Raw genomic sequence first — 26,507 nt, forward strand, 5'->3', positions numbered from 1 at the left:
ATTCTCGTCGGAACCGGCCGGGCGGTGACTCGGCCGGGTTTTGGCGCAGACACATCGTTTTGCCAACGCGTGACTCTCGCACCTTCTGGATTGCGGTGTGGGCCGGTTGTCGACAATCTGCCCCGGGCGGCGGAAACCTATACGTCCCTGAATGTCCAGTGCCGGATGCGACCGGCACGCACGGAGAAGCCCGCCCCTGGGACGCGTCCGGAAAATGAATGTGAGCGATCGGGTTGAAAACGCTTCAACAGGGAAGGGAATGCCGACATGACGGCAATGAACGACGTCTGCGCCGACCTGGCGACGGAAGGGGCCGAACTCGCCCGACTGGTGGCCGGCCTGTCGCCGGAGCAGTGGTCCGCGCCGACTCCGGCCGCGGGCTGGACGGTCCGGCACCAGATCGCGCACCTGGCGCTGGTCAGCCACCTGATCGACCTCGGGGTGCGCGACCCGGCCGCCTTCGAGGCCGAGACCGCGCCCGTCCGGGGGGACTTCGAGAGCGGCATGGCGGCCCGGCTCGCCGAAGGCCTCGCCGAGCCCGTCCCCGACCTGCTGCGCCGCTGGGCCGAGCGGCGCGCCGCCGCCGAGAAGGGGCTCGCCGCCACACCCCGGCGCGAGCCGGTGCCCTGGCTGGACGGCCCGCTGCCGGCGAGTGTGCTCGCCGCGGTGGCGCTGATGGAGGTGTTCGCGCACGGCCAGGACGTCCACGAGGCCGTGGGCGTCCCGTACGTCTTCACCGACCGGATCGGCCACATCGCCTTCCTCGGCACCAGGACCCGGGACCTCGCCTACCGGGCCCGCGGCCTGGAGCCCCCCGCCGAGCCGTTCCGGTTCGAGCTGACCGGCCCGTCCGGCGTCTCCTGGGCCTTCGGCCCCGAGGAGGCCACGCAGCGGATCGGTGGCCCGGCCGCCGACTTCTGCCTGCTCGTCACCCGGCGCAGGCACCGCGACGACCTCGCGCTGACCGCCGTCGGCGCGGCGGCCGACCACTGGCTGGGCATCGCCCAGACCTACCTCGGCCCGCCCGGCGGGGGCCGCGACCGGATTGAGCAATATCGCGTATAGATCGGCCGGTCGGCGGGCTGGTTTCCTCGCTGTCGGGCCGGTTCGGCCCGCCCGACAGCGAGAGACCTGGAGGTGCCGTGCCGGAACAACGGACGCGTTGGTGGCTGCTGGTCAGACGAGCCGGCGCCACCGCGTCGATCGTCGCCGGACACCTGATCGCCGCCCTGCCGCGGCTGGCGACCCGCGGCGGCCGGGCCCGGCTCGCGGAGCGGGCGCCGCGGCTGCTGACCGCGCTCGGCCCGTTCTTCGTCAAGGCCGGGCAGCTGGTCAGCACCCGCCGCGACCTCCTCCCGGAACACTGGTGCGACGCGCTCGCCGAACTGGCCGACGAGGTGCGCCCGCCGCGTCGCGCCGCGGTGGCCCGCACCCTCGCCGAGGCCGGACTCACCGACGCCTTCGCCGAGTTCGAGTGGGAGCCGGTGGCCTGCGGCAGCATCGCCAGTGTCCACCGCGCCCGGCTCGCCGACGGCACCGAGGTGGCCGTCAAGGTGCAGCGGCACGGCATCCGCCCGGTGCTGGAGGCCGACCTGCGGCTCGCCCTGCTCGGCGCCCGGGCCGGACGGCTGCTGCCGAGCATGCGGGACCTGCCCGCCGAGGAGATGATCGGTCAGCTCGGCACCGCCGTCCTCCACCAGCTGGACTTCACCGCCGAGCGCGAGTCCCTGCAGCTGCTGCGCGCCAACCTCGCCGGCCACACCGACCTGCGGATCCCGGCACCGATCGAGGGTCTGTGCGGGCCGAAGGTGCTCACCATGGAGTTCGTCCCCGACATCGGCCGCTTCCGGCCGCTGGGCATGACCGTCGAGCGCCGCCAGGAGGTGGTCCGCGACGTGCTCCACGCGGTCTACCTGATGCTCTTCGTCGACGGGCTGGTCCACTGCGACCTGCACCCCGGAAACCTCTGTCTGGACGGCGAGGGCCGGGTGGTGGTCCTCGACGCCGGGTTCGTGGTGCGCCTGCCCGACGCCGTCCGGCGCTCCTTCGCCGGCTTCTTCCTCAACATGGCGCAGGGCAACGGGCCGAAGTGCGCCGACATCGTCCTGGACAGCGCCGCGCGGCTGCCCGGGGACCTCGACCGCGAGGCCTTCCGGACGGCCGTGACCGACCTGGTGGACGAGGTCGCCGGAGCACTCTCCAAGGACTTCGAGCTCGGCGCCTTCGCGCCGCGCCTGTTCAAACTCCAGCGGGACTTCGGGGTGTTCGCCGCGGCGGAGTTCGCCTTCCCGCTGCTGTCGCTGCTGGTGCTGGAGGGAATGATCAAGGAGTTCGACTCCGAGGTCGACTTCCAGGCCGAGGCCGTTCCGGTGCTCATGGCCTCCTTCGCCAAGGACGTCCAGGTGGACTCCGCGCGCCGCCCCGGCTCCGCCCCGGGCGAGCGCGTCGGCTGACCGGCGCCCGCCCGAATCACCTGGACCGCCCGAATCACCCGAACCGCCCGAACCGCCCGAACCACCCGAACCACCCGAACCAACCGCCCCGTCACGCCAGTCCGGCAGCAGAGGAGTCACAGGTGTCCGTGGCCGCAACGAACGGTCGATCCGCCGGGCTGGTCGCCGTGACCGGCGGGACCGGCTTTCTCGGCTCGCACACCGTCGCCGCCCTGGTGTCCGCGGGCGCCCGGGTGCGGCTGCTGGTCCGCACCCCGGCGCGGGTGGCGCCCGCGCTCGGCCCGCTCGGGGTCGACGCGGGCGCCGTCGGGACCGTCGTCGGAGACGTCACCGACCCGGCCGCGGTGGGCCGGGTGTGCGAGGGCGCCGACGCGGTGGTCCACCTCGGGTCGGTCTACTCCTTCGACCGCAGGCGCCGCGACGACATCGCCCGCACCAACGTGCTGGGCACCGAGACCGTCCTGCGGGCCGCGGTGCGCTCCGGCGCCGGCACGGTGGTGCACGTGTCGACCGTCGGCGCGCTGATCCCCAGCGCCGACCCGGAGCTGCACGCCGGCAGCGCCGTGGGGCGGCCGGCGGAGCCGTACCTGGCCAGCAAGGCGGCCTGCGAACGGGTCGCCCGGCTGCTCCAGGACGAGGGCGCCCCGGTCCGCATCGCCTACCCGCCGGCCCTGCTCGGTCCGCACGACCCCGGGCTCGGCGACCAGACCGGCCGCCTGCGCGACGTGTTGCGCGGTCTCATGCCGGTCTGGCCCACCGGCGGCTTCCCGCTCGGCGACGTGCGGGACACCGCGGCCGCCCTGGCGGGCCTCGCCACCGGGCCGGCGCCGGACTCCCCGGACCGGATCTTCACCCCGAACCACTACCTCGGCACCGCCGACTACCTGGCGGCCCTGCGAGCGGCCACCGGCCGCGCCCTGCCCGCCGCCCGGCTGCCCGGCCGGGCCATGCTCCCGGCGGCCCGGCTCGCCGACGCCCTGCAGCGCGTGTGGCCCTGGCACATACCGGCCGAGTACGGCGCGGCCTACACCTGCGTCCACGCCGTGCCCGTCGCGGCGGACGCCACGGTCGGCGCCCCGGCGTCCCGGCCGGTCGAGGAGACCATGGCCGACGCCGTCCACTGGATGTACCGTACCGGCTTGCTGACGAAACGTCAGGCAGGTGCGGCGAGCGTACGGACCGCATCATGACGGCGGCACCCACGAGGCGCCCCGGAACCGGAGGAGACGACCGTGACAGCGTCACAGACCCAGCACGACCCGGCGGAGCAGCACGCGGTCTACCGGCGCAGCAGGGAGGCGATAGCCGGCCTGGTGGCGGCGCTGCCGGACCCGGAGGCCGTCGGCGTGCCGGCGTGTCCGGACTGGAGCGTACGGGACCTGGTCGGGCACCTGGTGCACATCTGCGAGTCGTTCGTCGCCCAGGAGGACAGCCAGATCGACAAGGAGCCGCTGACCGGCGTCCCGGCGGCCGAGCTGCTGGAGCGCTGGAACGGGCTGGACGGCGCGCTGCTGGAGGCCCTGGGCCACAGCCCGGAGCTGCGCCGGCGGATCCTGCTGCTCGACGTGTTCTCGCACGAACTCGACCTGCGGCTGATGCTCGACGCGCCCGTCGAGCCGACCGCCCACCCCGCGTTCGACGGCGCGCTGGACCTGTCCACCATGGGCTTCGGTCTGGCGGTGCACGGCGGAGGGCTGCCGGCGCTGCGGATCGAGACCCCCGGGAGGGCCTGGGTGGTGGGTGAGGGCGCTCCCGCGGCGACCGTCAGCGGGGCGGCGGTGGACCTGTTCCGATCGCTGACCGGCCGCCGCACCCGGCCGCAGATCGAGGGCCTGGAGTGGTCCGGCGAGTCGCCCGGGAGGTGGGCGGAGGCGTTCGCCTGGGGCCCGTTCGCGCCGCCCGCGGCCGAGGTGGAACCGCTCGTCGGGCGCTGAGCGCGTCGTGGGGACGCGGCGAACGGGCGGGACCGCTGCTGCTCAGCGGTCCCGCCCGTTCGCCGTGCGCAGGGCCCCCACCTCCCGGTGGGGGAGGCTCCTCACCTCCCGGTCGAGGAGGGCGCTCGCGTCGCGCAGGGAACAGGCGGGCTGGTGCGGGGAGTCGAGCTCCGGCAGGGCCAGCAGGATCGGCAGGTCCAGCGCGGTGAGCGGGCGGGCGGCCAGCCGGACGGGTGCGTTGTCGTGGCCGTGGCGCACGCAGAGCTCCGGGCCGGAGGCGACCAGCAGCGGCCGCCGCTCCCAGGGCAGCGCCGGGAAGTCGCTCGCGGCGACCACGGCGGCCCGGATGAACCAGACGCCCTCGGGAACGCGCAGCGTGAACCGGCCGGGCCCGTCCAGGATCTCGCAGGCGACGGGGCGTCCCTGCACGATGGGTTCGCGGAACGCGCCGATGTAGATCCGCACGGGACGGCCCGTCTCCGGCGCGTGGATGCTGCCCTGCACCGCGCAGGTGCGGCGGTCGCCGCCGGAGAGCGCCGCGCCGGCGCGCTCGGTCAGGCCGGCCCGCGCCAGCGCCCGGTAGCGCGCGGGCGAGAGGCTGACGCTGCGGGTGAAGCGGCTGGTGAAGGTGCCGAGGCTGTTGTACCCGACGCGATAGGAGATTTCGGTGACGCTGAGATCGGTCTCCAGCAGCATGGTCTTCGCCTGGTGCAGCCGGACGGCCGAAAGGAACCGCCCGGGTGAGGTGCCGGTGAGATTCCGGAAAACCCGGGAGAAATAGAATTTACTGAGGATCGCCGTGTTCGCGATCTCGTCCAGCGAGAGTGGTTCCTCGTATCTGTTCCACATCGTCTCTATCGCGCGTTCAACGGCGATCTGCACGGCATCTCTCCAAGCTCGTCGATGAATCGAGGGCAATCCTCCGGAAACCACCGGTGGCTCCGGCGGTGCTCCTCCGGCCGGTACCGCACCGTTTTCCGGAGGCGAAGCAGGGGGTGTGCGGACATCGATGGAACTGCGTTCCGGCGCGTGGAGAAATCGCCGAATCGGGAGACGTGCGGGAACGCCGGTGGGCCGCCGTGGAGAGGCTTCCCACCGGGTTCCCGCGGAGCGGTTGCGCCGGGAATCCGGTGGTCGGAATCCGGTCGCCGGACGGGGAGTTCAGTCGCCGGACAGGAGGTGCCGAACCCGCCGGCGGGCCGCCCACAGGCTCGCCCAGGAGGTGGCCGCGAGGATCTCCCGGTCGCCCGCGCCGGCCTGCCGGGCGGCGGCGACGACCCGTTCGCCGACCCGGTAGGAGGCCATGGCGGTGAGCAGGGCGAGTTCGCCCACCGGGCGTTCGCCCGGTGGCAGATCTCCCAGCGGGCCGTCCAGCCAGGCCCGGCCGAGGCCGGGGTCGGTGCCGTCCCAGCGGGCGAGTTCGGCGGCCACCACCTTCCGGACCGGGTCGGACACGAGTTCGGCGCCGACCCGGTCGACGGCCGCCGCACTGCGGGCCAGCGCGTCCGCGATCCGCGGATCGCCCGCGGCCCAGTCCAGGTCCGGGGGCAGTGCGGCGGACGGCAGCAGCGACAGCGACGTGCCCGGTGCGGCCTTCGCGCGGACGGACGCGCGCATCAGGCCGGTCAGCACCCGGAGCACCGGTCCGAGCGCCTGGTCAGGGGCGTTCGGCGGCAGCGGCCGCGGACCCAGGAAGACGTTGACCATGCGGTTGAGGTACTGCAGGCACAGCGCCGTTCCGGCCAGTTCCGGGAGCAGCTCGGGCGGGAACGGCGGCCTGCCCGCGGTGGAGATCCACTCCGTCAGTTCCCCGACCGCCGGCCCGGGCCGGCCGGCCCGCCCGCGCGAGACCGGCCGGAGGGACAGCGAGTCGAGGATGGTGCTGTGCATGGTGCTGCAGAACGGGCACTGGTTGCCCGCCGAGACGGCCGCCGCCACCGCCTCCTTGGCCGTCCGGGGGGCGCGGCCCTCGGCCAGCATCGTCTCGCGCAGGGTCACCCAGGACGCGGCGAGCAGCTCCGGGACCGGGGCGTGCAGCGCCACCGGCGGAGCGAGCACCCCGAAGTCCCGTTCCAGCTCCCGGTAGATCCGGGCCGTGTCGCCGGCGGCCTCGCCGAACGACACGGTCGAGACGTGCCGGACCTGAAGCAAGGACAGTCCCCGGAGCGGTGCCTGGACGAGCCGCCGCCCGCCGCTCACGAGTCCGCTCCGGATCCGCTCCGCGGGCCACCGCGATGTGTCGGCTCGCTGTCGCTCGTGGGCATCCGCGGGTCCTCCCCTCGCCTCGTCGGCGTCTTCTGTCGGTGCTTCACCCGATCGTGACATCAGGGTCAGGCTCCTCCTTCTTCGTCCTTGCGCTGTGCCCCGGCCCCGGGAGGACGCCGGAACGGGGAGCCGGGGCCCGCGCAGGCCCGGGCGTGTTTGACGATTCCCGCAAGAGGCGAATCGTCAAACACGCCTAGGGGACCGGGAAGAACGCCCGGACGAAGCGCTCGAACAGCGCGTCGCCGATGGTCCAGCGCATCCGCGGCAGCAGCCGGGACGGCACCCCGATCCGGTACCGGATCCGCGGGTTGTCGCTGGTGACGGCCTTCTCGATGACCTTCGCCACGGTCTCCGCGCGCACCGCCATCCGGCCGCGGCCGGAGGGGTGTTCGGTCTCCCGGTAGGCACCGTGCCAGTCGACGAAGTACTTCCAGAACTCGTCGTACAGGCCGTTCCGTTCCTGCCCGGACATGCCGAGGTCGGCGACCGACATCGGCACGAAGCCGCCGAGCACCGGTGACGGCTCGATCAGCACCACCTTGATGCCGTCCCTGGCCACCTCAAGGCGCAGCGAGTCGCTGACGGCCTCCAGGGCGTGCTTGGTGGCCTGGTAGTAGCCGCGCCCGGGGGTGGCGAACTGGCCGAAGATGGACGACATCATGACCACCCGCCCGCCGCCCTGCTCCCGCATCCCGGGCAGGACCAGCTGGGTCAGCCGGCACAGCCCGAAGAGGTTGGTCTCGAACTGGCTGCGCACCTCGTCGATCGGGGTCTCCCCGATGGTGCCGTTGAGGCTGTACGCCGCGTTGTTGATCAGGGTGCCGACCGCGCCGTGCTCGGCGCCGATCTTCTCCACCGCGGCGGTCATCGACTCCTCGTCGTTGACGTCCAGGTGCAGGACCCGGATGCCCTGGGCGGCCAGGTCGGCCAGCGCCTCGGGGCGCCGGGCGGTGGCGTACACCGGCCAGCCGGCCCGGTGCAGCCGCAGGGCGGCGGCCCGGCCGGTGCCGGAGGACATGCCGGTGCTGGAGGAGGCACCGGTCAGCAGGACCGCGCGCGAGCGCCCGCTCACCTGCCCTCCGCCAGGCGCTCCGCGGAGACGGTGGCGTCCTCCGGTTGCGAGGCGACCCGGCTGCGGGCCACCGAGTTGCCCAGGCCCAGGCCGTCCACCAGGCGGTTGATGAAGGCGAACAGGGCGGCGGTGAAGACCGCCTCCAGCATCTCCTCGTTGCTCCAGCCGGCGGCCTCGGTGGTGGCCCAGTCCTCGTCGGTGATCCGGAAGGCGCCGGTGCCGACCTTGGTGACCAGGCGCATCAGCACCTTGGTGCGCTCGTCGATCGGCAGCTCCTCCACCGAGGGGGAGTTCTCGATCGCGTCGGTCAGCTCCTCGGGGCCGCCGAACTGGGCCAGGAACCAGTTGTGGGTGCCGACGCAGTACGGGCAGCCGTTGACCTTGGAGCTCCAGGCGGAGATCATCTCGCGGGTCGCGCGCGGCAGCACGCCGTCGTTGAAGACCCCGCCGTAGCCGGCGATCACGACCTCCAGCAGGTCGGGACGGCTGGAGACGAGCCGGAACATGTCCGGGACGAAGGGGATGCCCATCCGCGACTTGATCGCGTCGTACAGCTCCTTCGTCCGTCCCTCGGCCTCGTTCTCCTCCACCAGCGGAACGCGGACGGTGCTGAGCACATTCGGATCGGTCATGGGTGAACGCCTTCCCTTCGGACAGTGCGGACCGCCCCGCGGGCCTTTTCGAATACCGGGGGAATGCACGGTATTTCTGCCCGGCGGGCGGCGGCGTGGTTTTCCCCATGGTGGCAGGAATTCCGCGGGCTTCTCGTCTCTCAGATTGCCCTGGATGCGGAGGCCCCTGACGCGCCGACGGCCGCCCGGGTGCCTCGCGGGCACCGGGGCGGCCGTCGGGCCGGGAGGGTGGGGTCACTCGGCGCGGAGCCAGTCCGCCAGCCGCTCGCCGATCATGATCGAGGTCAGGTTGGTGTTGCAGTTGACGATGCTCGGCATGACCGAGGCGTCGGCCACGTACAGGCCCTCCACGCCGTGCACCCGCAGCTGCTGGTCCACCACCGCGCCCTCGTCGTCGGCGGTGCCCATCCGGGCCGTGCCGACCGGGTGGTAGCCGCTGTCCAGGCTGGTCCTGACGTACTGCTCGACCATCGCGTCCTTCTCGACCAGCCGGTCGCTCAGCACGATGAACCCGTCGCCCTTCGAGGCGATGCCGGGGTGGTTGGCCAGCTCCCAGCAGGTGCGCACGCCCTCGACCAGCTTCTCCAGGTCGCGGTCGGTGGAGAGGAAGTCCAGCCGGATGTCGGGGCCGGCCGCCGGGTCGGTGGAGGTCAGCCGCAGCCGTCCCACCGACTCCGGCTGCTGGTCCACGACCATCACGCCGAAGATCATCGGCGCCTGGGCCAGCATCTGCAGCTCGGGGAAGAGCGTCAGGTCGAAGTGGTTGACCATGTAGTACTGCAGGTCGTTGAAGTCCGCGGAGCCCTTGGACGTGGTCCGCACCATCGACTGCAGGAACGGCACGTCGTCGGCGACCACGCCGTCCTTGGGCCGCAGGAAGACGCCGGTGCGCGGGTGGTCCTGCAGGTGGGCGCCGACGCCGGGGCGGTCGAGCCGCACCCCGATGCCCAGGCGGGTCAGGTCCTCGGCCGGGCCGATGCCGGAACGCATCAGCAGGGTGGGGGAGTTGACCGCGCCGGCGGACAGCACCACCTTGCGCGCCCGCAGTTCCTCCGGCACCCGGCCCTCGGCCGAGGCCAGCACGCCCACCGTGCGGTCGCCGTCGAACAGCACCCCGTGCACCAGGACGCCCCCGACGACCGTCAGGTTGGGGCGGGCCCGCACGTCGGCGGTGAGGTACGCCATCGCGGTGGAGACCCGGAAGCGCGGGTCACGGCGGTTGGACGGGATCGGGCCGATGCCGGTCGCCTCGGGGTGGTTGTGGTCGGCGACCTCGGGGAAGCCGGCCTCCAGGCTCGCCTCGGTGAAGGCGGCCTGCATCGGCGTCATCTCCTCGGGCCGGAAGCGGCGGATCGGCACCGGGCCGCCGCTTCCGTGGTACCGGTCCGTGAAGTCCAGGTCGTCCTCCAGCCGCCGGTAGTACGGCAGCACCTGCTCGTACGTCCACGCCGGGTTGCCCGCCGCCGCCCACCGGTCGAAGTTCTCCGGCACGCCGCGCAGCGCGATCGTCGCGCCGACCGCGGAGGAGCCGCCGGCGATCTTCCCGCGCGGGAAGATGATGCGCCGGCCGTCCAGGATCTCGGCGCGGAAGCGCCAGTCGTGCTCGTACATCGACATCGCGTTGCCGTCGGTGATGGCGTGCGGAATGCCGGCCGGGTCGGGAAAGTCCGGGCCGGCCTCGACGAGGAGCACGGAACGGGCCGGGTCCTCGCTGAGCCGGGCCGCGAGGGCCGCGCCGGCCGAGCCGGACCCGACGACTATCACGTCATACGTGTGCACCATGGATTAGACCTCGCCAGACGGGGATTCGGTGGGTTCGATCTCCCCCGATTTTCGCCGCCCGGCCGTGCCCGGTCTTCTCCGAGACTGCCCGATCGCGCGGTCCGGGAATTCCGCGGACCGTGTTCGGGGTGCCCTTCGAACCCTGGCAACGTCAGAGAAGCAGGCCTTGCGGACCCGGGACATCCTCAAGTGTCAGGTCCGGTGGCGGGTAGGTGCCGAATTCTTTCACGGCGGCCTCGGACAGCCGATTTATCGTCGCCCACGGGAGGGAATTGGGATGTCGTACCGACGACGATTCCGCAGGATCGTGCCCGGCTTGGTCACCATAGTGGTGGCCGCCTCGATGTTCTTCATGATCCGTACATCGGTGGCGGTCGCGGGCGCCGACGACGCGGCCGCGGCCTACCGGTTCAAGGAAATGCCGATCGCGATGCCGCCGGGCTACGAGTCGCGGCCGATGAACACGATCCGCAAGGTGAACCCGGCCTACGAGAAGATCCGCGCCTGGATCTCCTCGGTCGGTGCCAGCATCGCCATCAACGACGTCACCGGCCACGGCCTCGCCGACGGCATGTGCATCGTGGACACCCGCACCGACGCCGTCGTGGTCACCTGGACCCCGACCGCGCCCGAGGCCGACCGGTTCACCCCGTTCATTCTCGACGGCAAGCCGCTGCCGATGGACGACACCATGGCGCCCACCGGCTGCACGCCCGGCGACTTCAACGGTGACGGCCGCAACGACTTCCTGGTCACCTACTGGGGCCGCACCCCGGTGCTGTTCATGGCCAAGGCCGACGCCGGCACGCCCTCCGCCGAGGCGTACGTGCCGCGCGAGGTCGTCCCCTCGGAGAGCCTCGACGGCCGCTACCACGGGCCGCGCTGGAACACCGACGCCGCGTACGTCGCCGACCTGGACGGCAGCGGCCACCCGTCGATCATGATCGGCAACTACTTCCCCGACTCCGACGTGCTCGACCCCAACGGTCTGCGCAACGTCGAGATGAACGACTCGCTGTCGAGCGCGAAGAACGCCGGCGGCGACCACGTCCTGCGCTACCACTCCTCGACCACCGGAGCCGAGCCGGACGCCCGGTTCGTCGAGGAGAAGGACGCCATCCCGTTCGACGCCTCCACCGGCTGGACGCTGGCCATCGCCGGTGCGGACCTGACCGGCTCCGGCCTGCCCGACGTGTACATCGCGAACGACTTCGGCCACGCGCACCTGCTGCACAACGTCTCCACCCCGGGCCGGATCCGCTTCGAGGAGGCCACCGGCGAGCGCACGCCGACCACCCCGAAGTCCTTCGTGCTCGGCAAGGGCTCCTTCAAGGGCATGGGCGTCGACTTCGGCGACGTGGACGGCAACGGCAGCTTCGACATGATGGTCAGCAACATCACCGTCGCCTGGGGCCTGGAGGAGAGCAATTTCCTCTGGATCAACCGGGCGAAGGACCAGGCCGAGGCGAAGCGGAAGCTCGCCGCCGGCATCGCCCCGTTCACCCAGGAGGCCGCCGACAACGGCGTCGCCTGGACCGGCTGGGGCTGGGACGCCAAGATGGGCGACTTCCTCAACAACGGCCAGCAGAACATCCTGCAGGCCGACGGCTTCGTCAAGGGCGACATCGACCGCTGGCCGTGGCTGCAGGAGATGGCCATGACCAACGACGACCTGCTCTCCAACCCGAAGATCTGGCCGAACGTCGGCCCCGGCGACGACCTGGCCGGCGACGACGTGATGGCCTTCTACGCCCGCACCGAGAGCGGCAAGTTCGCCAACATCAGCAAGCAGCTCGGCCTCGACGTGCCGATCCCGACCCGCGGCATCGCCACCGCCGACACCACCGGCCGCGGCGCCCTCGACTTCGCGATCGCCCGCCAGTGGGGGCCGCCGGCCTTCTACGCCAACCAGTCCCCGGCGCTCGGCCGCGACCTGACGCTGCGGCTGTACCGGCCCGCCACCGGCGCCACCGCCGGCCAGGGCCTGGCCACCACCGGCACGCCCGCCTACGGCACGACCGTCCGCATCACCACCCCCGACGGCAAGAAGCAGATCGGCCAGCTCGACGGCGGCGGCGGCCACGGCGGCTTCCGCAGCTTCGACGTCCGCTTCGGCCTCGGCGACCAGAGCGGCCCCGTCACCGCCGAGTTCACCTGGCGCGACGTCACCGGCGCGCTGCACACCAAGACCCAGCAGCTGACCGCCGGGAGCCACACCCTCATGCTGACCGACGACATCCAGGAGGTGGCGGCCCGATGACCGCGACCGACATCGCCGGCGTGGCCGCCCACGCCGTCCGACCCCGCCGCGAGAAGAAGAAGCCCAACCGCGACCCGCGCTACCTCGCCCTGCGCAACTTCGCCATCTCGATGTCCGTCTTCAACATCTTCGGTTACACCCTGCTCGGCTTCGAGCAGCCCTGGCTGTGGCCGCTGATCTGCGCACCGTTCGGCTACGTCGTCGAGATCGTCCTCGAAATGATCAGCGCCTGGGCGCAGGAGCGCACCCCGCGCTTCCGCGGCAACGGCCTGCGCGGCCTGTACGAGTTCCTGCTGCCCTCCCACATCACCGCCCTCGCCGCGAACATGCTGCTCTACGCGAACGACCGGCTGATGCCGATCCTGCTCGCCGTGTTCATCGGCGTCGCCGCCAAGCACGTCCTCCAGGCCCCCGTGTACGGCCGGATGCGGCACTTCATGAACCCGTCGAACTTCGGCATCACCATGGCGCTGGTGCTGTTCGGCTCCTGGGTCAGCATCGCCCCGCCGTACGAGTTCACCGAGAACGCCAACACCTTCTTCCGGATCGCCATCCCGCTGATCATCACCACCGCCGGCACCGTCATCAACGCCATGCTCACCAAGCGCATCCCGCTGATCGTGGGCTGGCTCGGCGGCTTCGTCATCCAGGCGCTGCTGCGCCACTGGATCTGGGACGTGGCGATCTTCTCCGCCCTGGGCCCGATGAGCGGCGTCGCCTTCGTGCTCTACACCAACTACATGATCACCGACCCGGGCACCACGCCGGTCAAGGGCCGCAACCAGTTCATGTTCGGCGCCTCGGTGGCCATGGTCTACGGCGTGCTGATGCTCTTCAACGTCGTCTACACCCTGTTCTTCGCCACCACGCTCGTCTGCGGCCTGCGCGGCCTGGGCTGGTGGGTGGCGCACTTCCGGAACAAGCGCAAGCAGGCGGACGGTGCCTTCGGGGACCGGGCCGTCCAGTCGGCCGCGCCCGAGCGGCCCATGGGCAACGAGGCGGTGGCGGCGTGACGGACAGCCGGTTCCGGTCGGTGAGGAACGGCGACGAGCCGGCCGACCGCGGGCGGATCGCGGTGGTGGGCATGGCCTGCCGCTACCCCGACGCCGAGACCCCCGAACAGCTGTGGCAGAACGTGCTGGCGGGCCGCCGGGCCTTCCGCAGGCTGCCCGACGTGCGGATGCGGGCCGAGGACTACTACTCGCCCGACCCCGCCGCCCCCGACCGCTTCTACAGCGCCAAGGCCGCCGTCATCGAGGGCTTCGAGTTCGACCGGGTCCGCCACCGCGTCGCGGGCAGCACCTTCCGCGCCACCGACATGACCCACTGGCTCGCCCTGGACACCGCCGCCCGCGCCCTGGAGGACGCCGGCTTCCCGTTCGGCGAGGGCCTGGAGGACGCCAACACCGGCGTCGTCATCGGCAACACCCTCACCGGCGAGTTCAGCCGGGCCAACCTGATGCGGCTGCGCTGGCCGTACGTGCGCCGCACCGTGGGCGCCGCGCTGCGCGAGCAGGGCTGGGACGACGACGCGCTGACCGCCTTCCTGGACGGACTGGAGGGCCGCTACAAGAGCGCGTTCCCCCCGATCGGCGAGGACACCCTGGCCGGCGGCCTGGCCAACACCATCGCCGGCCGGATCTGCAACCACTTCGACTTCAAGGGCGGCGGCTTCACCGTCGACGGTGCCTGCTCCTCCTCCCTGCTGTCCGTCTCCACCGCGTGCGACGCCCTGACCGACGGCCGGATGGACGTCGCGGTGGCCGGCGGCGTGGACCTCAGCATCGACCCGTTCGAGGTCATCGGCTTCGCCAAGACCGGGGCGCTGGCCACCGGCGAGATGCGGGTCTACGACAAGGGCTCCAACGGCTTCTGGCCCGGCGAGGGCTGCGGCATGGTCGTCCTGATGCGCGACGAGGACGCCCGCGCCCAGGGCCGGTTCCGCTACGCCACCATCCCCGGCTGGGGCTACTCCTCCGACGGCAAGGGCGGCATCACCCGCCCCGAGGCGAGCGGCCACCGGCTCGCCCTGACCCGCGCCTACCGCGCGGCGGGCTTCGGCATCGAGACGGTCGGCTACTTCGAGGGGCACGGCACCGGCACCGCCGTCGGCGACGCCACCGAGCTGCGCGCGTTCTCCGAGGCCCGCCGGGCCGCCGGGGCGCAGGCGCCCGCCGCGCTCAGCACCGTCAAGGGCAACTTCGGCCACACCAAGGCCGCGGCCGGTGTCGCCGGGCTGCTCAAGGCGATCCTGGCGGTCCGCCACCAGGTGATCCCGCCCGCCACCAGCCACGTCGACCCGCACCCCGAACTCACCGGCCCCGAGCCGGCGGTGCGCGTCCCCGACCGGGCCGAGCTGTGGCCCCAGGGCGCGCCGATCCGGGCCGGGATCTCCTCCATGGGCTTCGGCGGCATCAACGCGCACGTCGTCGTCGAGCACGCCGACGGCGTGCGGCGCACCGCCGTGCCCGCCGTGGCCCGCCGGCTGGTCGCCTCCCGCCAGGATACCGAGCTGTTCCTGCTGGACGGCGCCGACCCGGCCGAGCTGCGCGCCAAGGCGGTCCGGCTGGGCGAGTTCTGCGCGCAGCTGTCGTACGCCGAACTCGGCGACCTGGCGGCCACCCTGCAGCGCGACCTGGACGACCGGCCGCTGCGCGCCGCCGTGCTGGCCTCCTCGCCCGAGCAGGCCGTGGAGCGCTTCGCCGCGCTGACCCAGCTGCTGGACTTCGGGACCCGCGCGGCCCTCGCCCCCGCCCAGGGCGTCTTCCTCGGCAGCGCCGGACGGGCACCCCGGATCGGGTTCCTCTTCCCCGGCCAGGGTGCCGGCCGGCGCGGCGACGGCGGGGCGCTGCGCCGCCGCTTCTCCTCCGTCGAGGAGTTGTACGAGCGCCTGGGCCTGCCGGCCGGCGGCGACCAGGTGGCCACCGACGTCGCCCAGCCCCGGATCGTCGCCGCCTCGGTGGCGGGCCTGCGGGTGCTGGAGGAGCTGGGCATCGGGGCCGTCCGCGCCGCCGGCCACAGCCTCGGCGAACTCACCGCCCTGCACTGGGCGGGCGCCATGGACGAGGACACCGTGCTGCGTGCGGCGGGCGCCCGCGGCCGGATCATGGCCTCGGCCAGTGACGGCGGCGGCACCATGGCCGCCCTCGCCACCACCCCGGCGCTCGCCGAGGCGCTGATCGTCGGCGAGCCGGTCGTGATCGCCGGCTACAACAGCCCGGGGCAGACCGTGGTCTCCGGCCCGGTCGACGCGGTCGAACGGGTCTGCGCGCTGGCCGGACGCCAGGGCATCGGGGTGGGACGGGTCAACGTCTCGCACGCCTTCCACTCGCCGGCCGTCGCCCCGGCCGCGGCCGGACTGGCCGAACACCTGGCGCAGGAACGATTCGGCGCGATCGGCGAGGGCCTGGTCTCCACCGTCACCGGCGACCTGCTGCCCGCCGACACCGACGTGGTGGACCTGCTGACCCGCCAGGTCGTCCAGCCGGTGCGTTTCACCGAGGCGCTGGAGGCGATGGACGGGCAGGTGAACCTGCTGATCGAGGTCGGCCCCGGCACGATCCTCAGGTCGCTGGCCGCCGAGATCCTCCCCGGCGTGCCCGCGGTCGCCACCGAGACCGACGCGATGTCGCTGGCCGGGCTGCTCGGCGCCGTCGCCGCCGCCTGGACGATGGGCGCGCCCGTCCGGCACGAGCAGCTGTTCGCCGACCGCTTCACCCGGCCGCTGGAGCTCGACAAGGAGTTCCGGTTCTTCGCCAGCCCGTGCGAGGCGGGCGGCGAGGAGTTCGTGCTGGAGCGCTCCGCGCAGGCCGCGCTGCCGCAGCCGGCCGCTTCCGCCGCCGCTCCCGCGGCCGTTCGCGCCGGGGAGGGCGCCTCCAGCCTGGAGGTGCTGATCAGGCTGGCCGCCGAGCGGGCCGAGCTGCCGGTCGACACCGTCGACCCGGCCGCCAACCCGCTGGACGAACTGCACCTCAGTTCCATCACGGTCGGCCAGATCATGAACCAGGCCGCCCAGGAGCTCGGCATCGCGGCCCCGGCGGTCACCACCGCCTTCGCCACCTCGACGCTCGGCCAGCTCGCCGAGCTGCTGGACGAGCTGGCCGAGCAGTCGCCGGACGCCGGCCGCCCGCCGGCCGCGGCGGCGGGGGTCGGGTCCTGGGTGCGTCCGTTCCTGGTCGACCTGACGGAGACCGTCCCGCCCGCGCCGGCGGCCGGACCGGGCGGCCACTGGGAGGTCTTTGCCAGCGACCGGCACCCGCTGGCCGGGCCGCTCGCCGAACGGCTCGGGGCCGACGGCCCCGGCGGCGGCGTCCTGCTCGCCCTGCCCCGCGACTGCGACCAGCGCCACCTCGGCCTGATGCTGGCCGCCGCCCGGGCCGCGCTCGACCCGGCCCGGCGCTCCGCCGGCACCCGGCTGGTCGCGGTCGGCGACCGCCGGGGCGCGGCCGGGCTCGCCAAGACCCTGCACCTGGAGGCCCCCGACATCCCCGTCACCGTCGTCACCCTGCCGGTCGCCGAGGACCTGTCGGCCGAGGAGGCCGAGCGGATCAGCGCCCGGATCGCCGCCGACACCGCGGCCACCACCGCGTTCACCGAGGTGCACTACGACGCCGACGGCACCCGGCGGGTGCCGGTGCTGCGCGCCGTCGACCTCCGGCCCGACCCCGGGCACCAGGCACTCGGTCCGCAGGACGTCCTGCTGGTCACCGGCGGCGGCAAGGGCATCACCGCCGAGTGCGCCATCGCCCTCGCCGGGGCCGACGGCGCGGCCATCGGTCTGATGGGCCGCTCCGACCCCGCCCGGGACACCGAACTCGCCGACAACCTCGCCCGGATGGCGGCCGCGGGTTTGCGGGTGCACTACGCCCGGGCCGACGTCACCTCCGCCGACCAGGTCAAGGCCGCCGTCGCCGAGATCACCCGGGAGCTCGGCCCCGTCACCGGCCTGCTGCACGGTGCCGGCCGCAACGAGCCGCAGGCGCTCGCCACCCTCGACGAGGCCTCGTTCCGCCGCACCCTCGCCACCAAGATCGACGGCGTGGAGGCCGTCCTGGCCGCCGTCGACCCGGCCGCGCTGCGCCTGTTCGTCACCTTCGGCAGCATCATCGGCCGGGCCGGCCTGCGCGGCGAGGCCGACTACGCCACCGCCAACGACTGGCTCACCGAGCTGACCGTGCGCTTCCAGCAGGACTACCCCGACTGCCGCTGCCTGGCCCTGGAGTGGTCGGTCTGGTCGGGCGCGGGGATGGGGGAGCGGCTCGGCGTGCTGGAGGGCCTGGTCCGCGAGGGCATCGAGCCGATCCCCGCCGACGACGGCGTGGCGCTGCTCGGCCGGCTGCTCGCCACCCCCGGCACCGCTCCGGCGCTGGTGGTGATGGGCCGGGCCGGCGGACTCCCGACGATCAGCCTGGAGCGGTCCGAACTGCCGCTGCTGCGCTTCCTGGAGCGTCCCCAGGTGCACTACCCCGGGATCGAGCTGGTCGTGGACGCCGAGCTCACCGGCGGCGGCGACCGCTACCTGCCCGACCACCTGCTGGACGGCGACCTGCTCTTCCCCGCCGTCCTCGGCATGGAGGCGATGACCCAGGCGGCCACCGCCCTGACCGGCCACCAGGGCGTCCCGGTGCTGGAGGACATGAGGTTCCTGCGGCCCATCGTCGTCCCGGTGAGCGGCGCGACGACCCTGCGGATCGCCGTCCTCGCCACCGCGCCCGACACCGTCGAGGCGGTGCTGCGCAGCAGCGAGACCGGCTTCCGGGCCGACCACTTCCGGGCCGTTCTGCGCTTCGGCGCGGCCCGGCCGGAGGGCGAGCCGGCGCCGGTCACCGACGAGGTGCCGAGGGTGCCGCTGGCGCCCGGCGAGCTGTACGGACCGGTGCTGTTCCAGGGCGACCGCTTCCAGCGGCTGCTCGGCTACCGGGACCTCGCGGCCCGGCACTGCCTCGCCGAGATCGACGACACCCCGCGCACCGACTGGTTCGCCGGCTACCACCCCGGCGACCTGCTGCTGGCCGACCCGGGCACCCGGGACGCGCTGATGCACTCCATCCAGGCGTGCGTCCCCGAGGCGACCCTGCTGCCGGTCAGCGTCGAGCGGCTGCACCTGGCCGACGCCGAGGCCGCGCGCACCGGCCGGCTGCTGTTCCTGGACGCCCGCGAGCGTTCCAGGGACGGCGACAGCTACCTCTACGACCTGGAGGTCCGCGACGAGTCGGGCCTGCCGGTCGAGCGGTGGGAGGGCCTGCTGCTGCGGGCGGTGCGCAAGCAGGACGGCGCCGGACCGTGGCTGCCCGCGCTGCTCGGCCCGTTCCTGGAACGGCGCGTCGAGGCGGCGCTCGGCCACCCCGTGCGGTGCGTGGTGCTGCCCGGCGGCGACGGCTCGGGCACCTCGGTCGACGACCGGCGCCGGCGCACCGCCGAGGCGGCGAGCTGGGCGCTCGGCCGGACCACCGAGGTGCAGCACCGTCCCGACGGCCGGCCCGAACTGGCCGACGGGCGGCGTATCTCCTCCTCGCACGCGGCCGGCGTCACCTTCACGGTGGTCGCCGACGAGACCGTCGGCTGCGACGTCGAGGTGGCCGCCGAGCGGACCGCCGAACAGTGGCAGGGGCTGCTGGGCGCGGACGGCGCGGCGCTGGCCGGGCTGCTGGCCGCCGAGCGCGGCGAGCCGTACGGCACGGCCGCGACCAGGGTGTGGGGCGCGGTGGAGACGCTGCGCAAGGCGGGCCACGCGGTGGCGGCACTCAGCCTGGAGGACGCCTCCGGGCTCCCGGCCGGCTGGGTGGCCTTCCGCGGCGGCGCGCACCGGATCGTGAGCTTCGTGACGGCCCTGGACGGCGTCGCCGATCCGGTGGCCTTCACCGTCCTGACGGGAGGTGCCCGGTGACCGTGCCGGACCACTACGAGTACCGCCACCTGGTGGGCTTCGAGGAGACCAACCTCGTCGGCAACGTCTACTACGTCAACTACCTTCGCTGGCAGGGCCGTTGCCGGGAGATGTTCCTCCTGGAGAAGGCTCCCGAGGTGCTCGCCGACATCCGCGCCGACCTCAAGCTGTTCACCCTCAAGGTGGACTGCGAGTTCTTCGCCGAGATCACCGCCTTCGACGAGCTGTCCATCCGGATGAGGCTGGCGGACCTCACCCAGACCCAGGTCGCCTTCACCTTCGACTACGTCCGGCTGGGCCCGGACGGCGGCGAGTACCTGGTCGCGCGCGGGCAGCAGCGGGTCGCCTGCATGCGCGGTCCCAACACCGACACCCGCCCCACCAGGGTGCCCGAGCCGCTGCGGCTCGCCCTGGAGCCCTACGCCGTCGCCGCGACGGCACCCTCCCTGACCGGCAACACCATCGTGGGGTGATCACCATGTCCTCCTTCCCGCCCGCCTCCGTACCGCGGCCCGGCTCGCTCGACCTGCCGCCGCTGCCGGCGCAGGCACCCGAGGCCGACATCCGTGATGGCCGGGCGCTGCGCGGGGTGCTGGGGCGCTTCGCCACCGGGGTGACCGTGCTGACCGCGGGGCGCGACACGCCGTGCGGCATGACGGCCAACTCCTTCACGTCGGTCTCCCTGGAGCCGGCCCAGGTGCTGGTCTGCGTGGTCAAGTCGGCGGCGGTCCACGCGGCCGTGCTGGCCGAGGGGACGTTCGCGGTCTCCGTGCTCGCCCGCGACCAGGAGTGGGTGGCGCGGCACTTCGCCGACCACCGGCGCCCGCGCGGGGTGCGGGAGTTCGCGGGGATCGGCCACACGCGCGGGCGCCACACCGGGGCACCCGTCCTGGACAACGTGCAGGCGTGGCTGGAGTGCCGGCTCGGCGCCGTCCACGAGGGGGGTGACCACACCATCTTCGTCGGCACGGTGCTGGGGGCGGGCCGCTCCGACGGCGGGGACCCGCTGCTCTACCACGGCGGCGCCTTCGCCAGGCTCGCCGGCTGACGGCGCACCGCTCGCACCGACGCCCGGCCGGGAGCCTCCCGGCCGGGCGTTCGGCGTTCCCGCGCCGGGAACCGGAAGCCGCAGCAGACCGCCCGTGCGCGGACGCCCGGCCGGGGGGAACCCCGGCCGGGCGTCTCGCCGGCCTCCTCGCGGTGTGTCAGTCGCGCGGCCGCACGGTCATCGGCAGGCCGCCCTTGACCCGCAGGGTCAGCATCGGCTCGGCCCGCACCCGGTGGCCGGGCCGGACCTCCAGCCGCAGCCGGCGCAGCAGGACGGCGAGCACCACGGTGGCCTCCAGCATCCCCAGGCTGCTGCCCACGCAGACCCGCGGGCCGGCGCCGAAGGGCACGTACGCGTAGCGGTGGCGGCCCGCCGTGCGGCCCTTGGCGAAGCGCTCGGGGTCGAAGCGGTCGGGCTCGTCCCAGAAGTCCGGGTGCCGGTGCAGGGTGTAGGGGCACAGCACGACGTCGGCGCCGGCGGGCACCCGGAAGCCGCCGATCTCGTCCTCGGCGAGCGCCTTGCGGGGCAGCAGCCAGACCGCCGGGTACAGGCGCATCACCTCCTGGAGGACCATCGAGGTGTAGGTGAGCCGGTGCATGTCCTCGAAGGCCGGCAGCCGGTCGCCGAGCACCTCGTCCACCTCGGCGCGGACCCTGTCGCCGACCTCCGGGTGCCGGTCGAGCAGGTACAGGGTCCAGCTGAGGGTGCTCGCGGTGGTGTCGTGGCCGGCCAGCAGCAGGGTGACCAGCTCGTCGCGCATCCGCGTGCGCCGCGCCACCGGGTCGCGCTCGTCGGCGGTGGCGTCGACGAGCCGCGAGAGCACGTCGTCGCGGGTGCCGTCGGCGGCGGGGCGGCGGCGCCGCTCGTCGGCGAGCGCGGCGACGATCCGGTCCAGCTCGGCGCGGGCCTTGCGGAACCGGAGCTGGAGCGGCAGCGGCACCCAGGAGGGCACCGAACTCAGGCTCATCATCTCGAAGATGGCCTGGTCCTGGACGATCTCGAACGCCTCGCCGATGGACTCGTAGGCGCCGAGGTCGGTGTCCAGCAGGGAGCGGCCGAGCACACCCAGGGTGAGCGAGGTCATCTCCTGGCGGATGTCCAGCGGGCCGGTGCCCGCCGCGCGGAGCAGCCGGTCGGCGAGCAGGGCCGCCTCCTCGGCGATCACCCCGGCCTGCCGGTTGATCCGGCGGGCCTGGAACACCGGCTGGATCACCTTGCGCTGGGCGCGCCACAGCTCGCCCTCGCTGGTCAGCAGGCCGTCGCCGAGGGCGCGCCGGGCGTGCACCAGGCCGATGCCCTTGTGGTAGTTGGCGCTGTTGTCGGTGAGCACCCGGCGGACGTGGTCGGGGTGGTTGAAGAAGTACAGGGTCTTCGGGCCGAGCGGCAGGCGCACCGCGTCGCCGTACTCGGCCGCCGCCCCGGTCATCACGGCCAGCCGGTCGGAGGCCATCCGGGCCAGCAGCACCGGGGTGGCGGCCCGGGACGGCCCGGGGGGCCGGCGGGACGCGCCGCGCCGGGGCCGGGCCGCGGCGGGGGCGGACCCGGCGGGGGCCGGTTCGGCGGCGGTCACGCCCTGGCTCCAGGGGCGCCGCTGACGATCCGTTCGGAGATCTCCCGCCGCCACACCTCGTAGGCCGTCAGCGCGCCGTCGACGGCCGGCCGCGGCCGGGCCTGCGTGCACACCGCGGCGGCCTGCTGCGGGGTGAGGCCGCAGAGCACCCCGGCGGCGGCCTCGGCGTGCTCGGTGAGCAGACCGGACTCCACCCGGGCGGTGGCGGCGAAGGCCGCGCCCTGGGCGAGCTGGGGCCGGTACGGGCCGGCCCGGCCGAGCAGCAGGTGCAGCTCGGCCTCGGTGGCGCCGGCGGCGTAGCAGGCGGCCAGGCCGACCCCGGCCCACAGGTCGGCGTGCCGGTCGGCCTGGTAGCCGTCGACCAGGTCGGCGACCACGGTGGGGTCGGTGCCGCCGATGAACCACAGGGCCCGGCCGATGCCCTGGTCGACGGCGTGCCCGGCGTAGCGCCTGGTCTCGTCGCCGGGCCAGGGGAAGGCGCTCTCCCGGTGGTGCTCGTGCACGTACCGCGCGGTGCGGAAGTACGCCTGGTGGAAGCCGTACCCGTCCAGGGCGAGCCAGCGCAGCAGCGGGTCGGCGGGGGCGATGGCCGACCAGCGGAAGCGGGGCAGCCGGGCCATCGCCCAGCCGACCCCGACGTGCACCATGTAGCTGTGCGGTGCGCCGTGGCCCACCAGGAACTCCTCCACCCGGCCCCGGCCGGGCATCGGCAGGCCGTCCAGCATGGCCAGGCCCATCGCCGCGCCCTCGTAGGCGAAGCCCCGGTAGCGCACCGGTATCCGTTCCAGCCGCCGGTGCGCCTCGTCCTGGTCGGCGGCCTCGACGGCGATCGCGTAGCCGTCGAGGAAGGTCCCGCCGACGGTCTCCAGGTTGGTGCGCGCCTCGGGGTCCTTCACGTGGAATCCCCGGGTCGACAACTTCGTCTCGTTGTGGCTCGGCGTCAACAGACGTCGCCTGAACGCCCGCCAGCTCCCGCTCATCACTGCCTCCAGCCCGCCGCGTACCCGGATGGCCGCAGCTCTCCGGTTACATGCTTCGGACCCCGGCGACGCGGGGCTACTCCCACCGTGCCGATGCCGGGCAACACGGGAGTAGTCATCCGGCCGGGTCGATCCACGACACTCTGTGACGCCCCGCGCACACCGGTTTCTGACCTCTCGTCAGGACCGGCCCGTCAGTGAGCTGAGGAGACCCCACGTGACCGACACCATCACGGGCCGGACGGTGAAGGCGCCCCCGCGCGCCACTTCGCTGTTCGTCAACGGCCTGTTTCCGAAGCGCCGCGCCCTGGTCGTCCTGCTGGGCCTGCTCGGCGGGCTGCTGCTCGCCTACGCCTGGTCCTCGGAGCTGGTCGACGACAAGATCGGCTTCACCACCGCGAACGAGCTGCTCGGCCACGACGCCAGGAACACGCCGCTGGGCGGCATCTCGGCCGGCGTGCTGTTCGCCTTCGTCTCCGGTCTGGCCGGATCGTTCACGGCCTGCAACGTGGCGGTGTTCGGCGCGGTCGGCCCGCTGGTCGGGCAGATGAGCCTGACCCGCCGCCAGCGGCTGGTGCACGCGCTGCGCCCGCTGGGCTGGCTGACGGTCGGCATGCTGCCGGTCTCCGCCGCGTACGGGGTGCTGGTCGGCCTGTTCGGCACCCACATGCCGCAGTTCTCGACCGCTTCCGCGCACGGCACGATCTCGCCGCGGATGCTCCAGGCGATGATCGTGTACGGGCTGGTCGGCCTGGTGATGCTGGTGATCGGGCTGGCCGCGGCCGGGGTGCTGCCCGACCCGCTGGCGCGGGTGGCCGCCCGGTTCCCGAACGCCCCGCTGGTGCTGGTCGGCGCGCTGGTCGGCGGCTTCCTGATCGGCCGCCCGTACCCGTTGTTCCGCAACCTGTTCCGGCACGCGGCGGTGGAGCACAACCCGCTGTACGGGGCGGTGGCGTTCGCGCTCCAGTCGATCGGCAACATCCTGGTGATGGCGCTGCTGTTCCTGCTGCTGTCCTTCGCCCTCGGCGCGCGCGTGCAGCGCTGGCTGGCCACCAAGCCGGGCCGGGCGGCGACGCTGACCGCCTCCGCGTTCCTGGTGGCGGGCGCGTTCACGGTGATCTACTGGGACATCCGGCTGCTCGGCAGGCTCGGGTACATCTGGTGGCCGACGGCGCCCTGGAACGGCTGAGGCGCGTCCTGGCGCGCACCGCTCGCGCCGGCGGCGGCGGGTCCGGGCCCTCGGGTCCGGGCCCGCCGCCGTTCCGTCGAGGGCCGCCGCTGCCCGGGCTGCCGCCGTGCGGGCTCAGACCGGCCGTTCCGCCGCCCGGGCGACCGACTCCCGGGCGAGTGCCGGGTCGTCGCCGGCGCCGAGGATCATGCCGCACACCTGCGCCTCGAAGCAGACGTCCGCGGTGAGCGGTTCCACCAGGTAGCCGCCGAGGTCGAGGGTGACCAGGCCGTGCAGGGCGATCCAGAGCTGATGGGCCACCAGCTCGGGTTCGGAGGGCAGGAAGCGCTCGGCGGCGACGCACCGCTTGACCGCCCGCACCAGGGCGTCCAGGGTGTAGCGGCCGTGCTGCCGGTCGGCGTCGGTGAGCGAGAAGCCGCTGAGGCTGGAGCCGCCGAACATCACGTTGTAGAGGTGCCGGTGCTCCCGGGCGTTGGCCCGGTACGCCCAGCCGAGCGCGACCACGTCGGCGACCGGGTCGTCGGTCTCCTCGACCGCCTCCAGCCGCCGGTTGAGCAGCGTGAAGCCCTCGCGGACCACCGCCCGCACCAGGTCGTCCATGCCGCCGAAGTGCGTGTACACCGCCATGGTCGAGGTGCCGACGGTGGCCGCCAGCTTGCGGGTGGACAGCGCGGCCGGTCCTTCTTCGCTGAGCAGCTTCGCCGCCGCCTCGATCAGCTGCGTACTGAGGTTGGGGTCAACTCGCCGTGGACTCACCCTTGACAGTATGTCAGCCGGCTGCAACGCTGGTCAATGACGGTGTTATGTAACAGTGATATCGACTGAGGGGGCGGCCATGCCCGGCACCACCGGACCCACCACGAGGAGTCACCCGCACAGCACCACCCACCTGCTCGGACCCGGCTACCGGCCGGTGCCCGCCGAGACCGCGCACACCGGGCTGACCGTCCGTGGCGCCCTGCCGCCGCAACTGGACGGCACGTTCCTGCGGATCGGCCCCAACGCCCGCGGCGAGCACGACCCCGCCGTGCAGCACGCCTTCGCCGGCGCCGGCATGGTGCACGGACTGCGCCTCGGCGGCGGCCGCGCCCACTGGTACCGCAACCGCTGGCTGCGCGACGGCGCCCTCAGCCGCGAACTCGGCGAACTGCCCACCCCCGGACCGCGCGGGGTCCTCGACGGCAACGTCAACGCCAACCTGGTCCGCCACGCCGGCCGCACCCTGGCCGTCACCGACGGCGGCGCCCTGCCGCTCGTCCTCGACCCCGAACTGCGCACCCTCGCCCGCACCGACTTCGACGGCACCCTGCCCGGCGGGTTCTGCGCCCACCCGCTCACCGACCCGGTGACCGGCGAGCTCCACGCCGTCGCCGTCGACCCGGCCGGGGACCGGGCCGTCCTGCTCACCGTCGACACCGGGGGACGGGTCCGCAGCGCACTGCCCGTGCCGGTCAAGGGCCGCCCCTGGATGCACGCCTTCGCCCTCACCGAGCGCCACACGGTCCTGTTCGACCTGCCGGTCGCCCACGACCCCGCCGAGGCCCGGGCCGGCTCGCCCGTGCCCCACACCTGGCAGCCCGACCGCGACGCCCGGGTCGGCATCGTCCCCCGCGACCGGCCGGGAGCCACCGCGCTCTGGCTGGACGTGCCGCCCTGCTTCGTCTTCCACCCCGTCAACGCCTTCGAGGACGCGGACGGCCGGATCACCGTGGACGTGATCCGCCACGAGCGGGCCTTCGACCGCGACCGGCTGCACCCCAGCGAGTCCGCCCCCGCCCTGTGGCGGTGGACCCTCGACCCCCGCGAGGGCGCCGTGCTCGAACGCCGGCTCGACGGCCGGGTGCAGGAGTTCCCGCGCATCGACGAACGGCGCACCGGCCTGCCGTACCGCTACGCCTTCACCGTCGAACTCGTCCCCGGCCGGGGCGCGGCGCTGTGCGGCCCCGCACTGCTGCGGCACGACCTCGCGACCGGCCGCACCGACCGGCACGCCTTCGCCGGCGGCCGGGAGGGCGGCGAGGCGGTCTTCGTGCCGCGCGACGCGCTGGCCCCGGAGGGCGACGGCTGGCTGCTGACCCTGGTGTACGACCCCGCCGCCGACCGCAGCGAACTGCTCGTCCTGGACACCGCCGACTTCACCGGTCCGCCGGTCGCGGTCGTGCCGCTGCCGGTGCGGGTGCCGCACGGATTCCACGCGCAGTGGGTGCCGTCGCGCTGGTGAGCGGCCCCGGGCACGGCGCGGTCACGGCGCCCGGCGGCGGGACCGCCGGCCGCACCACCGCGTCCCGCCGCCGGGCCACCGTCACCCCATCGGCGTCCACCTCCCGCGCCGAGCGTCGCCCCCGCTCCGCCGTCCCCGCTTCTCCGAGAATGCCCTTCCCGGCCTCCCGGCCGCGCCGATTCCCGCCCCGCGGTCAATTCTCCCCCGCCCGAATT

Annotated in this window: 19 protein-coding genes; 11 read left to right on the forward strand and 8 right to left on the reverse strand. The window is 73.7% G+C overall.

What is annotated here, in order from left to right:
- Window positions 1–267 precede the first annotated feature (267 nt).
- The 4 genes from ABT093_RS22705 to ABT093_RS22720 all read left to right on the forward strand — a co-directional run bounded on the left by ABT093_RS22705 (window position 268) and on the right by ABT093_RS22720 (window position 4,387).
- Window positions 268–1,065 (forward strand): TIGR03084 family metal-binding protein, encoded by a 798-nt coding sequence (locus ABT093_RS22705; RefSeq protein ID WP_350567066.1) that lies wholly within the window; start codon window positions 268–270, stop codon window positions 1,063–1,065.
- 77 nt (window positions 1,066–1,142) lie between these two features.
- Window positions 1,143–2,453, forward strand: coding sequence for an ABC1 kinase family protein (locus ABT093_RS22710; protein ID WP_350567069.1), 1,311 nt, complete (start codon window positions 1,143–1,145; stop codon window positions 2,451–2,453).
- A gap of 122 nt (window positions 2,454–2,575) precedes the next feature.
- On the forward strand, window positions 2,576–3,643 hold the full coding sequence (locus tag ABT093_RS22715; protein WP_350567072.1) for an SDR family NAD(P)-dependent oxidoreductase: 1,068 nt from the start codon (window positions 2,576–2,578) through the stop codon (window positions 3,641–3,643).
- Window positions 3,644–3,685: 42 nt separating this feature from the next.
- Window positions 3,686–4,387: a maleylpyruvate isomerase family mycothiol-dependent enzyme gene (locus ABT093_RS22720; protein ID WP_350567074.1), complete on the forward strand. Its 702-nt coding sequence runs from the start codon at window positions 3,686–3,688 to the stop codon at window positions 4,385–4,387.
- 42 nt (window positions 4,388–4,429) lie between these two features.
- On the opposite strand, the gene ABT093_RS22725 is transcribed toward ABT093_RS22720, so the two are convergent.
- The 5 genes from ABT093_RS22725 to ABT093_RS22745 form a co-directional block, all read right to left on the reverse strand.
- On the reverse strand, window positions 4,430–5,269 hold the full coding sequence (locus ABT093_RS22725) for a helix-turn-helix domain-containing protein (protein WP_350567077.1): 840 nt from the start codon (window positions 5,267–5,269) through the stop codon (window positions 4,430–4,432).
- 279 nt (window positions 5,270–5,548) lie between these two features.
- Complete coding sequence (locus ABT093_RS22730; RefSeq protein WP_350567080.1) at window positions 5,549–6,538, reverse strand: carboxymuconolactone decarboxylase family protein; 990 nt, start codon at window positions 6,536–6,538, stop codon at window positions 5,549–5,551.
- 307 nt (window positions 6,539–6,845) lie between these two features.
- Window positions 6,846–7,724, reverse strand: coding sequence for an SDR family NAD(P)-dependent oxidoreductase (locus ABT093_RS22735; RefSeq protein WP_350567082.1), 879 nt, complete (start codon window positions 7,722–7,724; stop codon window positions 6,846–6,848).
- Window positions 7,721–8,356: a carboxymuconolactone decarboxylase family protein gene (locus tag ABT093_RS22740; RefSeq protein WP_350567084.1), complete on the reverse strand. Its 636-nt coding sequence runs from the start codon at window positions 8,354–8,356 to the stop codon at window positions 7,721–7,723. Before ABT093_RS22740 ends, ABT093_RS22735 begins: the two co-directional genes overlap by 4 nt.
- Before the next feature lie 234 nt (window positions 8,357–8,590).
- Window positions 8,591–10,138 (reverse strand): GMC family oxidoreductase, encoded by a 1,548-nt coding sequence (locus ABT093_RS22745; protein ID WP_350567086.1) that lies wholly within the window; start codon window positions 10,136–10,138, stop codon window positions 8,591–8,593.
- Window positions 10,139–10,415: 277 nt separating this feature from the next.
- Between ABT093_RS22745 and ABT093_RS22750 the strand changes: the two genes are divergently transcribed.
- The 5 genes from ABT093_RS22750 to ABT093_RS22770 are packed head-to-tail and all read left to right on the forward strand — an operon-like array spanning window position 10,416 to window position 20,332.
- Complete coding sequence (locus ABT093_RS22750) at window positions 10,416–12,398, forward strand: FG-GAP repeat domain-containing protein (RefSeq protein WP_502884291.1); 1,983 nt, start codon at window positions 10,416–10,418, stop codon at window positions 12,396–12,398.
- Complete coding sequence (locus tag ABT093_RS22755) at window positions 12,395–13,411, forward strand: enediyne biosynthesis protein (protein ID WP_350567089.1); 1,017 nt, start codon at window positions 12,395–12,397, stop codon at window positions 13,409–13,411. Before ABT093_RS22750 ends, ABT093_RS22755 begins: the two co-directional genes overlap by 4 nt.
- The gene (locus ABT093_RS22760; protein ID WP_350567092.1) at window positions 13,408–19,284 is read left to right on the forward strand and encodes a type I polyketide synthase; all 5,877 of its coding nucleotides are present in this window, start codon (window positions 13,408–13,410) and stop codon (window positions 19,282–19,284) included. The genes ABT093_RS22755 and ABT093_RS22760 overlap by 4 nt, the downstream gene beginning before the upstream one ends.
- 2 nt (window positions 19,285–19,286) lie before the next feature.
- Window positions 19,287–19,757, forward strand: a complete 471-nt coding sequence (locus tag ABT093_RS22765; protein WP_350567166.1) for an acyl-CoA thioesterase — start codon at window positions 19,287–19,289, stop codon at window positions 19,755–19,757.
- Between the two features lie 5 nt (window positions 19,758–19,762).
- Window positions 19,763–20,332 (forward strand): flavin reductase family protein, encoded by a 570-nt coding sequence (locus ABT093_RS22770; protein WP_502884292.1) that lies wholly within the window; start codon window positions 19,763–19,765, stop codon window positions 20,330–20,332.
- Between the two features lie 157 nt (window positions 20,333–20,489).
- On the opposite strand, the gene ABT093_RS22775 is transcribed toward ABT093_RS22770, so the two are convergent.
- Together ABT093_RS22775 and ABT093_RS22780 are read right to left on the reverse strand one after the other, a co-directional pair.
- Window positions 20,490–21,782 (reverse strand): cytochrome P450, encoded by a 1,293-nt coding sequence (locus tag ABT093_RS22775; protein ID WP_350567168.1) that lies wholly within the window; start codon window positions 21,780–21,782, stop codon window positions 20,490–20,492.
- Between the two features lie 116 nt (window positions 21,783–21,898).
- A complete protein-coding gene (locus ABT093_RS22780) occupies window positions 21,899–22,882 on the reverse strand; it encodes a DUF1702 family protein (protein WP_350567097.1) in 984 nt (327 codons plus the stop codon).
- A gap of 217 nt (window positions 22,883–23,099) precedes the next feature.
- On the opposite strand from ABT093_RS22780, the gene ABT093_RS22785 reads away from it, so the two are divergent.
- Window positions 23,100–24,071, forward strand: coding sequence for a hypothetical protein (locus tag ABT093_RS22785; RefSeq protein WP_350567099.1), 972 nt, complete (start codon window positions 23,100–23,102; stop codon window positions 24,069–24,071).
- Window positions 24,072–24,185: 114 nt separating this feature from the next.
- Here ABT093_RS22785 and ABT093_RS22790 read toward each other — a convergent pair whose 3' ends face one another.
- A complete protein-coding gene (locus tag ABT093_RS22790) occupies window positions 24,186–24,827 on the reverse strand; it encodes a TetR/AcrR family transcriptional regulator (protein WP_350567102.1) in 642 nt (213 codons plus the stop codon).
- Window positions 24,828–24,906: 79 nt separating this feature from the next.
- Between ABT093_RS22790 and ABT093_RS22795 the strand changes: the two genes are divergently transcribed.
- The gene (locus tag ABT093_RS22795) at window positions 24,907–26,292 is read left to right on the forward strand and encodes a carotenoid oxygenase family protein (protein WP_350567105.1); all 1,386 of its coding nucleotides are present in this window, start codon (window positions 24,907–24,909) and stop codon (window positions 26,290–26,292) included.
- The last annotated feature ends 215 nt before the right edge of the window (window positions 26,293–26,507 follow it).

It is taken from the genome of Kitasatospora sp. NPDC002551, from assembly GCF_040296005.1.
In the GTDB taxonomy this organism is placed as follows: Bacteria; Actinomycetota; Actinomycetes; order Streptomycetales; family Streptomycetaceae; genus Kitasatospora.

Excerpts from the sequence above, each read along its gene's own strand:
- ABT093_RS22750 (WP_502884291.1), top strand. The coding sequence starts at position 10,416 with ATGTCGTACCGACGACGATTCCGCAGGATCGTGCCCGGCTTGGTCACC.
- ABT093_RS22740 (WP_350567084.1), bottom strand. The coding sequence starts at position 8,356 with ATGACCGATCCGAATGTGCTCAGCACCGTCCGCGTTCCGCTGGTGGAG.
- ABT093_RS22775 (WP_350567168.1), bottom strand. The coding sequence starts at position 21,782 with ATGGCCTCCGACCGGCTGGCCGTGATGACCGGGGCGGCGGCCGAGTAC.
- ABT093_RS22770 (WP_502884292.1), top strand. The coding sequence starts at position 19,763 with ATGTCCTCCTTCCCGCCCGCCTCCGTACCGCGGCCCGGCTCGCTCGAC.
- ABT093_RS22705 (WP_350567066.1), top strand. The coding sequence starts at position 268 with ATGACGGCAATGAACGACGTCTGCGCCGACCTGGCGACGGAAGGGGCC.
- ABT093_RS22755 (WP_350567089.1), top strand. The coding sequence starts at position 12,395 with ATGACCGCGACCGACATCGCCGGCGTGGCCGCCCACGCCGTCCGACCC.
- ABT093_RS22780 (WP_350567097.1), bottom strand. The coding sequence starts at position 22,882 with ATGAGCGGGAGCTGGCGGGCGTTCAGGCGACGTCTGTTGACGCCGAGC.
- ABT093_RS22795 (WP_350567105.1), top strand. The coding sequence starts at position 24,907 with ATGCCCGGCACCACCGGACCCACCACGAGGAGTCACCCGCACAGCACC.
- ABT093_RS22745 (WP_350567086.1), bottom strand. The coding sequence starts at position 10,138 with ATGGTGCACACGTATGACGTGATAGTCGTCGGGTCCGGCTCGGCCGGC.